Origin of the sequence: Niastella caeni (assembly GCF_004834005.1) — a bacterium.
GTDB lineage: Bacteria > Bacteroidota > Bacteroidia > Chitinophagales > Chitinophagaceae > Niastella > Niastella caeni.
On the sequence record NZ_STFF01000005.1, the window covers coordinates 187,009 to 199,769 of the forward strand.

Sequence of the window (12,761 nt, forward strand, 5' to 3'; positions counted from 1 at the left end):
CTATGAAACGAATTTTATCGCTGGCTATACTGTTGATAAGCTGTACGTTAGGGATGGCGCAATCCGGTTATGATATTCCTATTACGCTAAAACCTTATAAGAAGGCTTACGTGTACCTAGGTTATTATTATGGAAGGTTAAAAGCCCTGGCCGATTCGGCGTTGCTGGATGATAATGGCAAAGGCGTATTTAAGGGGAAAGAACCACTCCCCGGTGGTATTTACTTTGTAGTTTCCCCACGCAAGGAAATTTTGTTTGAAATACTCATCGATAAGCAACAACAGTTCTCAATAGTTGCCGATTCGGCAACCTTGCCCAATAATGTAATTTTCATGGGCTCGCAGGACAATGCCCTGTTCCATTTGTATACCCGGTTTACCAATCAGATAGGCGGTGATATTAATAAGACAAATGCTGATTTCAAATTGGCAAAGAATGCTAAAGATTCCGCAAAGCTGAAAACCCGCTTAAAACTGCTCACCGATAGAATGCAGGTGTATCGCGATAGTATGATCGCTAAAAATCCCAACACGTTTTTAACAGCTTTATTCCAGGCGATGAAAGAACCGGTAGTGCCTCCGGGCGCTAAACATCCCGGCAGCAAGTATGACTCTATGTATGCCTACCGGTATTATAAATCGCATTATTGGGATGGCGTTAATTTCAACGACGGCAGGCTGGTAAGAACACCTTTCTTTGAAGCAAAGCTGGAAAAATATTATAAAGAACTGGTAGTGCCGCAACCAGATTCAATAAAGAAGGAAGTGGACCACATGTTGTTGTATTCAAGAAGCAATCCTGAAATGTTTAAATACCTGCTGGTGCATTTTGTGCAGAAGTATGTAAATCCTGAATACATGGGCCAGGATGCCGTATTTGTTCACTTGTTTGAAAAATATATAAATACCGGGCAGGCTGAATTTTTTACCCAGCAGTATAAAGACTTTGTGTACAAGCGGGCGTATAGCCTTATGGCTAACCTCATAGGGCAACCGGCTGCCAACCTCGACATGGTAGATACGCTCGACCGGCCAATGCCTTTATACAATGTTAAAAGCGAGTTCACCGTAATTTGTTTCTGGGACCCCAACTGTAGCCATTGTAAAGAAGTAGTACCGAAAGTAGATTCTATTTATAAAGCCAAATGGAAGAATGAAGGTGTTGCTGTATACGGAGTAATGGTAGATGGCGGCAAGGATAACTGGAAGAAGTTTATCAATGATAACAAGCTCGGTGGTTGGACGCATGTGTACCAGTTGCCTGCGCAACAGAAGGAAGAAGAAGCGGCGGGTAAACCAAACTTTCGTCAATTGTACGATGTATATCAAACACCCATTTTGTATTTGTTAGATAAGGATAAACACATCATAGCAAAAAAACTCAGCTATCTGCAATTGAATGAAGTGATTGATCTTAAACTTAAAAATAAAAAATCTAACTAGCATTATGACTGTTATCAGTAAAGCGGCGGTTGCTACATTATTGATCTTCATGGCTGCCACTGGAAACGCCCAGGTTTTGTTCACCTATGGTGGCAAGCCGGTTACAAAAGCAGAGTTCTTAAAAGCATACGGGAAAAATAATTCGGAAACCACGCCTACAGAGAAATCGTATAACGATTACCTGGAGCTGTACGTTCGATTTAAATTAAAGGTGCAGGCGGCCCGGGATAAGAAACTGGATACTTTGACCAATCAGCAAGCCGAATTAAACAGTTTTCGCAACCAGATCATAGACGGTTACGTGCGGGATGATGCCAGCATTAATGAATTGGTTACCGAAGCTATTATCCGAAGCAAAAAGGATATTCATCTCGCCCATATTTTCGTGGCAGCAGGAAAAGAAGCAACTGAAGAAGAAGTAAAGAAAGCGCAGGCGAAAATTAATGCGGCCTTCAGTCAGCTACAAAAAGGTCAGGATTTTGGGAAGGTCGCTGCTGAATATTCAGAAGACCCCTCTGTTGCAGAAAATAAAGGCGATGTAGGATATATTACGGCGCTGGTGCTTCCCTATGAATTGGAGAATGTTGTGTATGCTACCCCGGCTGGTAAATTCTCTGCACCCGTTCGCAGTAAAGCCGGGTTCCATATTTTTAAAACCCTGGGCGAAAGAGAAGGATTGGGAAGAATGAAAGCTGCTCAGATCTTACTTTCGTTCCTCCCCAGCGATACCGATGAACAAAAAGGAGAAATTAAAAAAAGAGCTGACTCAATATATAAAGTGCTAACCAATGGCAGTGATTTCAAGATCCTGGCAGGCCAGTTCAGCAATGATAACCTTACCTGGCAGGCGGGCGGCGAAATGATGGAGTTTGGGGTTGGACAATACGATCTGCCATTTGAAAATGCTGCGTTTGCACTTAAGAAAGATGGCGATATCAGCCAGCCTGTGCTCACCAATTATGGATACCACATTATAAAACGTTTGCAACATAAGCCTGCCATTGACGATACGGCCAATATTCAATTGAGAGATGATTATAAGCAGCGGATAATGCAAAGTGACAGGATGCAGGTATCGCAGAAAATGTTGCTGAAAAAAGTATTCAAGCTCACTGGCTTCAAAAGGAATACAGTAAACGAGCAGCACTTATTCATAATAGCTGACAGTATATTAGAGAATAAGCGTTTGCCTGTTTTTGCTGATATCAATGCCAAAACACCGCTGTTTTCATTTGCCAAAAAGACAGTTACCGTTAAAGATTTTCAAACCAGCCTGGAAACCATGCGGGGTTATGAAAACATGAGAGCCGGCAAAACCAACCAACAACTGTTTGAAGAATTTATAGAAGTAAGCGCATTTGATTATTACCGCCAGCACCTTGAAGAATATAATAAAGAGTTTGCCTTTCAGTTAAACGAATTCAAAGAAGGCAACCTGTTGTTTGAGATCATGCAACGTAAGATATGGGACCCTGCTTCAACCGATACAGGTGGATTGAAAACGTATTATACAGCGCACAAAGATAAATACTGGTGGGAAAGCAGCGCAGATGCGATCATTTTAACAGCAACCAATGAAAAAGCATCAGAAGAGTACAGGGCCAAAATGAAAGAAAATTACAAAAGCTGGCAAAAATATATTGATATCAGTGGCGGGCAATTACAGGGCGATTCTGGCCGATTTGAATTAGGCCAGATACCCGTAGTAGACAGAACAAACTTCACAGAGGGTTTGGTCACTGCCAACGTACGAAATGAAACCGATAATTCCGTTGCATTTGCATACATAGTTAAATTATATCCCAATCGCGAAGTGCGTGGTTTTGCAGACGCCCGTGGTTTTGTGATCAACGATTACCAGGTATATCTTGAAGAAAAATGGATCGCTGAATTGAAAAAGAAATACCCGGTAAAAATAAATGATGCCGTGCTTAAAAGCCTGACTAAGTGATTTTAAACCTGGCGCACCTATTTCAGTCAAAGCAGGGCTAATTCCTAATCACCCTGTAAAACAACTTTGTATGATCACCAAACGATTAGTTTATTTGTTCATTATCAGTAGTATAAGTGTAACTTCCTTTGCTCAGAGCGGAGCTGCCTGGTTAAAAGGCGGTGTAAATCTTGCCAATGTTTCTTTTAATAAGGACGGCGAAGTAGACGACGCCAACCTGTTAACTTCCTTTCATGTTGGATTTATAGGTGACATTACCATCGCAAAAGTCCTGGCTATTCAACCGGGTATCTTATTTACCGGCAAAGGCGCTAAACTTCAAAGCGGTAATCCCAACGATATCAATTATTATAAGGCTACTACAAATCCATTGTATATTGAGTTACCCGTAAATGCAGTAATTAAACTGCCTTTAGCAGCGCCCGAATCAAATTTCTTTTTTGGTGCTGGCCCCTATATAGCAATGGGTGTTGGCGGCAAACGTAAAATTGAAGGAAAAACAGTGGGCGTAGCATTCAGCAGTAAAGAAAACATTGAATACAGCAATGATGATCCCACTACCTTTAATAATGAAGAAGGAACCGGCCTGGGCGTTATGAGACGATTTGATTACGGGATTAATGCTACCGCCGGGTTTCAATTGAATCATGGCATGATAGCGCTTAATTATGGCTATGGTCTTGCCAAGCTGCAATCGGGTTCAAACAGCTCAGATGACAATAAAAACAAGCACCGGGTATTAAGTATTTCGGTTGGCTTTAAGTTATAATAACATTTTTTCAAATCCGGGAGTTTTAGGTCCCTGCCATTGTGCGGGTTCTTATACTCCCGGGTTTTTTTATTGTATTTCGTATATGTAAAGGGGTTCTTTTTCGAGCAACAGCTTTTCTTTTACCTGAAGAAAAGAAAAAGAGGTCAGGTCCTTTTGAGATACCAGATAGCGGATGTTGTATTGTTTGAGGGAATTGTATTGATCATCGGCCCAGGTACTGTAATACCGGCATTTCAAATGATAACAAAGCTGCGTTGCCTGAACCATAGACCACCTGTCGGATGCAATGGGTTGGTCTTTCAGGAAAGAAAGCTGAGGCAAATGCTGATAAAAGCTTTTATAATACCGGTACTCACTTGAACTACGAATTAATTTACGCTGACCGGATAATACAAAAGGCACAACACTTACAACTAATAAGAGCGCTATAACAGGCACATAGATCTTCCTGTTAATAAAGCGCCATGCCAATTGTGCAATGACGAAAAGGAGGAGGTGAAAAAGAATGATACAGGTTAAAATATACCGGTCAAGAATGAATAACGGCAGGTACAAAAGCGGGTAGCATACAAAGAACCATGCTATTTGATAAATGCTGCGGTCATAAGTCGGCATAATTTTTTTCCTGTTTATAAACAAGATCAACCCGGCGGTGAATAATATTAACCATTTGGCGCCGGTGGCATCCAGGTTAAAGATTAATTCCCTGATGGAATTCTTTATCAGCGAAACCTGGTGCAGAAAACTACCTGTGTCACTAAATGGCGACCAGCCATAATCATCTAACATATGACCCGGATCGGTGTGAGCGCTGTATGCTTTTTCATAAGGGGGGGCATAAAGACCGACATTGGTAGGATATCCCCGCTTATAATGGGGGCTCACAAAATTATGATTGAACTGGCCTGCCGTGGTAATGACCAGCTTATTTTCATGTACGCTTAAAATAGTGGTCCAAATAGCCGCAAAAAGTATAAAAACGCCGTATGTTCTTAAGATTGGTTTTATTTGTTTTGATCTGGAAGATTTGTTTTTGAAGAACGCCCATAAAAGCAGCCCTGCCAAAAATAAATTTACCGGTACGAAATTATACAGCTTCGAAAAGTAGGCGCAGGCCGCCGCTATGCCGGCCAGGATAGGTATTTGTTTATTAAATGCGAAACGTTGATCGGTTACCAGCAACAGGAACCATACGCAAAAAACCGCCGACATCAGATCGGGGGTCAGCGATGACATGGCATAGAATAACATCAACAACAAAGCATAAAGGCTAAAAAAAAGATAGAACAGCGGTTGTGTAAGGTAGCGTCGCGCTAAACTGCATAAGATATATAACCCCAGGCCGGCTACTATAAAGTTTATTACATAACAACTTTGCAATAACGGCAAACCCGCCAGTTTGCAAAGGCATAATATCCAGCAGTACATGGGCGACCAGAATCCATTGATGGCGTGTTGCCAGTCGCCTTCGGCATATCGCTCAGCAATATTAATGTATGACAGCGTATCATTATTCAGGAACTTGTGATAGGCAAACTGGAAGTACAGGCCAACAAGGGCGCCGATCACAAACAGGCCTCCGGTCAATTTATTAAAGCCTGTCTTGTCGGTCATGCTGAGGAGTTTTAGGATGTAAACAGCAAGGGTTTAGCGAAGCATTACACCTGGCTAAACCCTTTCTTTATAAAAAGCTATTATTTACAGGAGTTGCTTCACTGCATTATAAATTACTTTCGGTTTTCCGAGTGTATAGTAATGCAGTACCGGTACACCTGCTTTCTTTAATTCTTTAGATTGCAGTAACAGCCACTCCGTTCCAACTTTTTCAACATCCGCATCTGTTTTGCAGTTTATGATCTCGTTGCTGAGGTCATCGGGAATATCAACATGGAACGTACGGGGTATAACCGACAATTGCTTTTTGCTGGTTATGGGTTTTAAACCAGGAATAATTGGTATGGTAATACCGTTCTCGCGACAGCGCTTTACAAAGTCAAAATATTTCTGGTTGTCAAAAAACATTTGGGTTACCACATAATCGGCTCCTGCTGCTACTTTGGCTTTTAAAAAGGCCAGATCGGTTTGCAGGTTGGGCGCTTCAAAATGTTTTTCGGGATAACCGGCTACGCCAATACAAAAATTGGTACGAAAACCATCCCGGATATCTTCTTCCAGGTAAACACCGTTGTTCAGGTTCACCACCTGTTTCATCAGGTCGAGGGCATATGAGTTACCTCCTGGTTCCGGTTCAAAAACAGTTTCATTTTTGGCTGCATCACCGCGTAATACAAGAACGTTGTCGACCCCGATAAAATGCAGGTCGATCAGGGCATCTTCAGTTTCCCGCTTATTAAAGCCGCCGCAGATCAGGTGTGGAACGGCATCAACCCGGTAGTGGTTCATTAAAGCAGCGCAAATACCAACTGTTCCGGGGCGCTTACGCACCTCTACTTTTTCAAAAGTGCCATCGGCCTTCTTTTTGAAAACATGTTCACTGCGGTGATAAGTAACATTAATAAACGCAGGCTTGAATTCCATCAAAGGATCAAGGTGTTCGTAGATAGAGTTAATGGTTTTACCCTTTAATGGCGGTAATATTTCAAACGAAATAAGCGAATCTTTTGCCTGGCGGATGTGATCGATAACTTTCATGTAAATAAAAACTGTTTTTCAAAGGCCTCACCATAATTTAAGTCCTGTAATAGAACGGCGGTGTCGCCTTGCAAGTATTCTATATTGGTTAAGTGAAATAAAACATTTCCTGTTCCATTGAAAATAAGCGCATTAGCAAAAATGGCCATTTTACACCATAAAACCGGCCTGCAAACATAACGCAGGAAATCCGGATGGCAAATACCTGTTAAATTACCGTATCCGGGGCTATGTATTTGAATTAGTTCTGGTATTTTTGCCGGAAACCTTAATTACAATTGATCAGCGAGATTAATACAAAGGAACTGGTAAAAATTTACCGTAACCGTACCGTGGTAAATCATGTTTCGGTAAGCGTAAAGCAAGGTGAAATTGTAGGGTTGCTGGGTCCCAACGGAGCCGGTAAAACCACTACGTTCTACATGGTAGTGGGCTTAATAAAGCCAGATGAAGGCAAGGTGTTTCTCGACCAGGAAGAAATTACCAAATTGCCGATGTATAAACGAGCCCAGCTGGGCATAGGCTACCTTCCCCAGGAAGCCTCCGTATTTCGTAAATTAAGCGTGGAAGATAATATAAAGGCGGTGTTGGAAATGACCAGGCTTACCAAAGCCCAACAGCGCCAGAAGCTGGAAGCCCTGCTCGATGAATTCAGGCTGCACCACGTTCGCAAGAACAATGGCGACTCCCTGAGCGGCGGCGAACGGCGAAGAACTGAAATAGCCAGGGCATTGGCGGTTGACCCTAAGTTCATATTATTGGATGAACCCTTTGCCGGGGTAGACCCCATTGCAGTTGAAGATATTCAAGCCGTGGTAGCCCGCCTGAAATATAAGAACATTGGTATTTTGATCACCGACCATAACGTAAACGAAACGCTCTCCATTTGCGACCGGGCATATTTGCTTATTGATGGAAAAATATTTCAGCATGGAACGGCTGAAGAACTGGCTGAGAATGAGCAGGTGCGCCGGTTATACCTGGGTCGCAATTTCGAGTTGAAGCGAAAGGATTATTTACATGAAGAAGCGCTTAAAGGCATTATAGACGTTTCAGCCAACAAATAATTGCTATAAATCAGAGTGGTTGATGATGGTCTCAAAATTGCGTATAATCAACCATTAGTAAATAAAGTCATATCATGGTCAGTTTATAGATATAAGTGAACTGAGCATTGCATACCTGATTTTTATTCCTCCAAATTCTTTATTTTGCCGAGAGGGAAATTCGTATTGTGAAATTATTATCGCCTGCCATATCATCATTGGCCCGCATGCGCTTGTGGCGCATAGAGGGATGGAAAAATAATCCCGCAGATGCCCAACGGGAAGTTTTGCAGGACCTGGTAACGTCTGCCCAATACACGGAGTTTGGCAGAAAGTACAATTTTTCCGGCCTGTTCAACGTAAAGACCTTCAAACAAACGGTGCCTATTCATGAGTATGAAGACCTGCAGCCCTATATTCAACGCATCATGCAGGGCGAGCAGAACCTCTTGTGGAATACGCCTGTGTACTGGTTTGCCAAAAGCAGCGGCACCACCAGCGATAAAAGCAAATTCATTCCCGTAACCGACGAATGCCTTGAAGACTGCCATTACAAAGCAGCCAAGGATGTATTGACGTTATATTATCAATTCAATCCCGATTCGGACCTGTTGACCGGTAAGGGATTGGTTATTGGTGGTAGTCATAATATAAACCCACTGAATGCGGAAGCTCAGTACGGCGATCTGAGTGCCGTTTTGTTACAGAATTCTCCCTTCTGGGGACACTGGCTGCGCGTACCCGATTTGAGCATTGCCCTGATGGATGAGTGGGAAAGCAAAATTGAAAAGCTCGCATACAGCACCATAAAAGAAAATGTTACGTCCATTTCAGGTGTGCCCACCTGGACGCTCGTATTATTCAGGCGTATATTGGAATTAACCGGTAAAAGCACCATGGCCGAAGTGTGGCCGCACCTGGAGTTATATATGCATGGTGGAGTATCGTTTACCCCTTATAAAGAACAGTTTCAGAAATTAATAGGTAAGCCTATCCATTACCTGGAGATGTACAATGCCAGTGAAGGCTTTTTTGCCGCGCAGGATATCCCGGGTGAAGATGGCATGTTGTTGTTCACCGACCATGGTATTTTTATGGAGTTTATGCCGGTTGAAGAATATGGAAAGCCTCACCCTGAAACCATTGGGTTACAGGAAGTGGAGCTGGGTAAAAATTATGCTATGGTGGTTAGCACCAATGGCGGTTTATGGCGGTATTTATTAGGCGATACCGTTCAGTTCACCTCTTTAAACCCATTTAAAATAAAGGTGAGCGGACGGGTTAAACATTTTATAAATGCTTTTGGTGAAGAAGTGATCGTTGATAATTCTGACAGAGCTATAGCCGTAGCCAGCGAAAAAACTGGCGCCATTGTAAATGACTATACCGCTGCACCGGTATACTTTAGTGAAAGCGGTAATGGCGGCCACGAGTGGCTGATAGAATTTGAAAAAGAACCCGCCGATCTAAACCATTTTGCCGTTGAGCTGGATAGCGCCCTGAAAAGCGTGAACAGCGATTACGAAGCCAAACGCCATAAAGATATTGCCCTTCGCATACCATTGGTAAGGTCCCTGTCGAAAGGAGTATTTACTACCTGGTTAAAGAGCAAAGGAAAACTGGGCGGTCAGCACAAGGTGCCCCGGTTAAGCAATGACAGAAAATATATAGAAGAAATACTTTCTCTGTAAGACTGATTTCTGAGGTCTGATGTCTGAAGATCTCATTTGTTCAATCTTCAAAACTATTTGATACCCCATAATTCGGAATCCTCCTAATACCGATCTCCGACTTCTGACCTCCGACATCTGACTTCATTTCTGTACTTTTGCTCACCCAAATACGATACTATGAAATTATTAGAAGGAAAAATTGCTATTGTAACCGGTGCAGCCCGTGGCATTGGTGAAGCTATCGCGTATAAACTGGCTGAACATGGCGCCCACGTAGCATTTACCTATGTTAGCGACAGCAGTGCCGAAAAGGCCGCTCAGTTGGAACAAAAAATTAAAGCACTGGGCGTTAAATCCAAAGCCTATAAAAGCAACGCCGGTAATTTTGCCGAATGTGAATCGTTCGTAAATGATGTGATAAAAGAATTCGGTACGGTAGATGTTTGCGTAAACAATGCAGGTATTTCAAAGGATAATTTACTGCTCCGCCTTTCACCCGAACAATGGGACGATGTAATGAATGTAAATCTGAAAAGCATTTACAACATGACCAAACAGATCATTCGCCCCATGATGAAAGCAAAAAAAGGGTCTATCATAAACATGAGTTCGATTGTTGGGGTACGTGGTAATGCCGGACAAAGCAGTTATGCTGCCAGTAAAGCCGGTATCATCGGGTTTACCAAATCGGTAGCGCTTGAACTGGGTAGCCGTAACATTCGTTGCAATGCTATTGCACCTGGTTTTGTTGAAACCGATATGACCCATTATCTGAAAGATGGTGATGGAGCTAAGGCCTTCCTGGAAAAAATTCCTTTAGGCCGCTTTGGCAGCGCAGAAGAAATTGCCAACACAACTTTGTTCCTGGCTTCTGACATGAGCTCTTACATTACCGGCCAGGTAATAAGCGCCTGTGGTGGATTAAATATTTAATATGGTTTTCATCATTGTGTGTAAAGACAGTGTTGAAAAAATGTATCTTTAAGATTGTGCCTTCTGTACGGAAGGCATTTTTTTACCAATTTACTATTGATGGTTGCTGTTATACTTACCGTTTTTATGCTTGGCTATGCAGCCATTGCTATGGAGCATGTTATCCGGTTGAATAAGGCGGCTTCCGCCCTTATCACCGGCGTATTGTGCTGGACAATTTACATCCTGTATGCCCCGGATAAACATGCAGTAAATGAACAGCTCACCGAACACCTGGGCGACATTGCCGGTATTCTTTTTTTTCTGCTGGGGGCCATGACCATTGTAGAACTGATTGATTCGCACGATGGCTTTGAAGTAATTACCAGCCGCATTAAAACAACTAAGAAATCGCGCCTGTTATGGTTGATCGGTGCGCTGTCGTTCTTTCTTTCTGCCGTATTAGATAACCTCACTGCGACTATTGTAATGGTATCCCTGATCAGAAAGCTGATCAGGAACAAACAGGCCCGGTTATTCTTTTGCGGTATGGTGGTTATTGCTGCCAACGCCGGTGGTGCATGGTCGCCTATAGGTGATGTTACCACTACCATGCTATGGATTGGCGGCCAAATTACTACGGCTCAAATCATGTTAAACGTTTTTTTACCAAGTATTGCCTGTGCTGCTGTACCCATGTTAGTAATGACTTTTCGTATGCGGGGAGCGCTGGAGGTAGGCGGAACCGAAGAAGCTAAAACAACCAAATCAGAAACGCCGGTACGTGATAGGAACATTGTATTTGTATCTGGCATTTTGATCCTGTTGCTGGTGCCGGTTTTTAAAACGGTTACCCATTTGCCGCCTTTTATGGGTATGTTGATGGGGTTAGGCATTATGTGGGTGATTACAGAGATCATTCATCACGAAAAAGATACGCAGGACAAGCATTTCCTGTCGGTACTTTATGCCTTGCGTAAGATCGATACGCCGAGTATTCTATTCTTCCTGGGCATTTTAATCAGCGTAGCCTCTTTACAATCTATTGGCGCGTTGCTGGATGTAGCGCAGAGCCTTAATAAACAGATAGGCAACCCCACGATTATTGTGGTTATAATTGGCGTGTTATCCTCTATAGTAGATAATGTTCCGCTGGTAGCAGCCTCTATGGGTATGTATAGTCTTGAGCAATATCCCGCTGATCATTTTTTCTGGCATTTCCTGGCTTATTGTGCCGGTACCGGTGGCAGCCTGTTGATCATTGGTTCGGCAGCAGGTGTTGCGGCGATGGGTATTGAAAAGATCGAGTTTTTCTGGTATTTGAGAAAGATTGCCTGGCTGGCGTTGGTGGGGTATGTAGCGGGGATTGCAGTTTTTTTGTTACAGCAGATGTTCTAGGCAAATGTTACAAGCTACAGGTTTCAGGTTACAAGGAGAAAGCATATTATATCCCCCCTGTAACCTGTAACTTGCAACCTGTAACCTGCTTTTATTTTGTTTTCGCTTTAAATTTCTCAATGGCCATGCGGGTAAAAGCGCCTAATACAAGCCTGCCGCTGATCGCAGCTCTCTGCAACAACAGTTGGTCCCAGTTCTCCGTACCCTTCCAGAACATTTTTTTCATTTCTTCCATGGCCAGCGGGTTGCTATGCGCGAGCGTGTAAGATAAACGTTGAACAGATTCATCCATGTCATCTATAGAAGCATGAAGCTCGGAATACAATCCTTTTCTTTTTGCCCATTCCGCATTGCGCCACATGGTAGCATCGATAGCCAGGTTGTTAAAAGCTGCCAGACCTACTTTTCGTTCTACTGCCGGACCAACTACAAATGGTCCGATACCCACAGCCAGCTCGCTTAACTTAATATCGGCGCCTTCTGCTGCAATGGCATAATCGGCTGCGGCAGCAATACCTACGCCGCCACCTACGCATTTGCCCTGAATGCGGGCAATAATGAATTGCGGGCATTTGCGCATGGCGTTAATTACATGGGCAAAGCCGCTGAAGAATTCTAATCCTTCCTCGTGGGTTTTAATGGCCACCAGTTCATCGAAAGAAGCGCCGGCACAAAATACTTTTTCACCGGCGGAGCGTAGCACAATTACTTTGGTATCGTCATCATTACCGGCGCCATGAATGGTTTGTGCCAGGTCTTCGAGCAGTTTACCTGGCAATGAATTGCTTTGCGGATGAAAGAATTCGATGGTGTTAACACCATTATGATCTATATGTGATGTTACATATCCTAAGGACATAAAATTAATTTTAACAAGCGAGTAATAGAAGGGTTGGTTGTCTGCGGAGGGTTTCT

At 43.0% G+C, this 12,761-nt stretch carries 10 protein-coding genes; 7 read left to right on the forward strand and 3 right to left on the reverse strand.

The features are described from left to right. Window positions 1-2 precede the first annotated feature (2 nt). The 3 genes from FAM09_RS18550 (at window position 3) to FAM09_RS18560 (ending at window position 4,162) form a co-directional block, all read left to right on the forward strand. The gene (locus FAM09_RS18550) at window positions 3-1,442 is read left to right on the forward strand and encodes a DUF5106 domain-containing protein (RefSeq protein ID WP_136578637.1); all 1,440 of its coding nucleotides are present in this window, start codon (window positions 3-5) and stop codon (window positions 1,440-1,442) included. Between the two features lie 4 nt (window positions 1,443-1,446). Further along, window positions 1,447-3,393 (forward strand): peptidylprolyl isomerase, encoded by a 1,947-nt coding sequence (locus FAM09_RS18555; RefSeq protein ID WP_136578638.1) that lies wholly within the window; start codon window positions 1,447-1,449, stop codon window positions 3,391-3,393. A gap of 70 nt (window positions 3,394-3,463) precedes the next feature. Beyond that, window positions 3,464-4,162 (forward strand): porin family protein, encoded by a 699-nt coding sequence (locus FAM09_RS18560; protein WP_136578639.1) that lies wholly within the window; start codon window positions 3,464-3,466, stop codon window positions 4,160-4,162. A gap of 69 nt (window positions 4,163-4,231) precedes the next feature. Here FAM09_RS18560 and FAM09_RS18565 read toward each other — a convergent pair whose 3' ends face one another. Then, the gene (locus FAM09_RS18565) at window positions 4,232-5,779 is read right to left on the reverse strand and encodes a hypothetical protein (protein WP_136578640.1); all 1,548 of its coding nucleotides are present in this window, start codon (window positions 5,777-5,779) and stop codon (window positions 4,232-4,234) included. 84 nt (window positions 5,780-5,863) lie between these two features. Further along, on the reverse strand, window positions 5,864-6,817 hold the full coding sequence (locus FAM09_RS18570; RefSeq protein ID WP_136578641.1) for a methylenetetrahydrofolate reductase: 954 nt from the start codon (window positions 6,815-6,817) through the stop codon (window positions 5,864-5,866). A 278-nt stretch (window positions 6,818-7,095) separates the two neighbouring features. Here FAM09_RS18570 and lptB point away from each other — a divergent pair, with 278 nt between their 5' ends. The 4 genes from lptB to nhaD all read left to right on the forward strand — a co-directional run bounded on the left by lptB (window position 7,096) and on the right by nhaD (window position 11,846). Further along, window positions 7,096-7,884, forward strand: a complete 789-nt coding sequence (gene lptB, locus FAM09_RS18575; RefSeq protein WP_208025602.1) for an LPS export ABC transporter ATP-binding protein — start codon at window positions 7,096-7,098, stop codon at window positions 7,882-7,884. A 167-nt stretch (window positions 7,885-8,051) separates the two neighbouring features. After that, window positions 8,052-9,554 carry a GH3 auxin-responsive promoter family protein gene (locus FAM09_RS18580; protein WP_136578642.1) on the forward strand — a complete coding sequence of 501 codons (1,503 nt, stop codon included), beginning with the start codon at window positions 8,052-8,054 and terminating at the stop codon, window positions 9,552-9,554. Between the two features lie 159 nt (window positions 9,555-9,713). Next, entirely contained in the window at window positions 9,714-10,469 is a 756-nt protein-coding gene (fabG, locus tag FAM09_RS18585; protein ID WP_136578643.1) for a 3-oxoacyl-[acyl-carrier-protein] reductase, read from the forward strand. A 99-nt stretch (window positions 10,470-10,568) separates the two neighbouring features. Then, the gene (gene nhaD / locus FAM09_RS18590; RefSeq protein WP_136578644.1) at window positions 10,569-11,846 is read left to right on the forward strand and encodes a sodium:proton antiporter NhaD; all 1,278 of its coding nucleotides are present in this window, start codon (window positions 10,569-10,571) and stop codon (window positions 11,844-11,846) included. A gap of 91 nt (window positions 11,847-11,937) precedes the next feature. Here the strand turns inward: nhaD and FAM09_RS18595 are convergent, their stop codons facing one another. Next, a complete protein-coding gene (locus FAM09_RS18595) occupies window positions 11,938-12,705 on the reverse strand; it encodes an enoyl-CoA hydratase/isomerase family protein (RefSeq protein WP_136578645.1) in 768 nt (255 codons plus the stop codon). Between the last annotated feature and the right edge of the window lie 56 nt (window positions 12,706-12,761).

Excerpts from the sequence above, each read along its gene's own strand:
- FAM09_RS18555 (WP_136578638.1), top strand. The coding sequence starts at position 1,447 with ATGACTGTTATCAGTAAAGCGGCGGTTGCTACATTATTGATCTTCATG.
- nhaD (WP_136578644.1), top strand. The coding sequence starts at position 10,569 with ATGGTTGCTGTTATACTTACCGTTTTTATGCTTGGCTATGCAGCCATT.
- FAM09_RS18595 (WP_136578645.1), bottom strand. The coding sequence starts at position 12,705 with ATGTCCTTAGGATATGTAACATCACATATAGATCATAATGGTGTTAAC.
- FAM09_RS18570 (WP_136578641.1), bottom strand. The coding sequence starts at position 6,817 with ATGAAAGTTATCGATCACATCCGCCAGGCAAAAGATTCGCTTATTTCG.
- FAM09_RS18565 (WP_136578640.1), bottom strand. The coding sequence starts at position 5,779 with ATGACCGACAAGACAGGCTTTAATAAATTGACCGGAGGCCTGTTTGTG.
- FAM09_RS18550 (WP_136578637.1), top strand. The coding sequence starts at position 3 with ATGAAACGAATTTTATCGCTGGCTATACTGTTGATAAGCTGTACGTTA.
- FAM09_RS18560 (WP_136578639.1), top strand. The coding sequence starts at position 3,464 with ATGATCACCAAACGATTAGTTTATTTGTTCATTATCAGTAGTATAAGT.
- fabG (WP_136578643.1), top strand. The coding sequence starts at position 9,714 with ATGAAATTATTAGAAGGAAAAATTGCTATTGTAACCGGTGCAGCCCGT.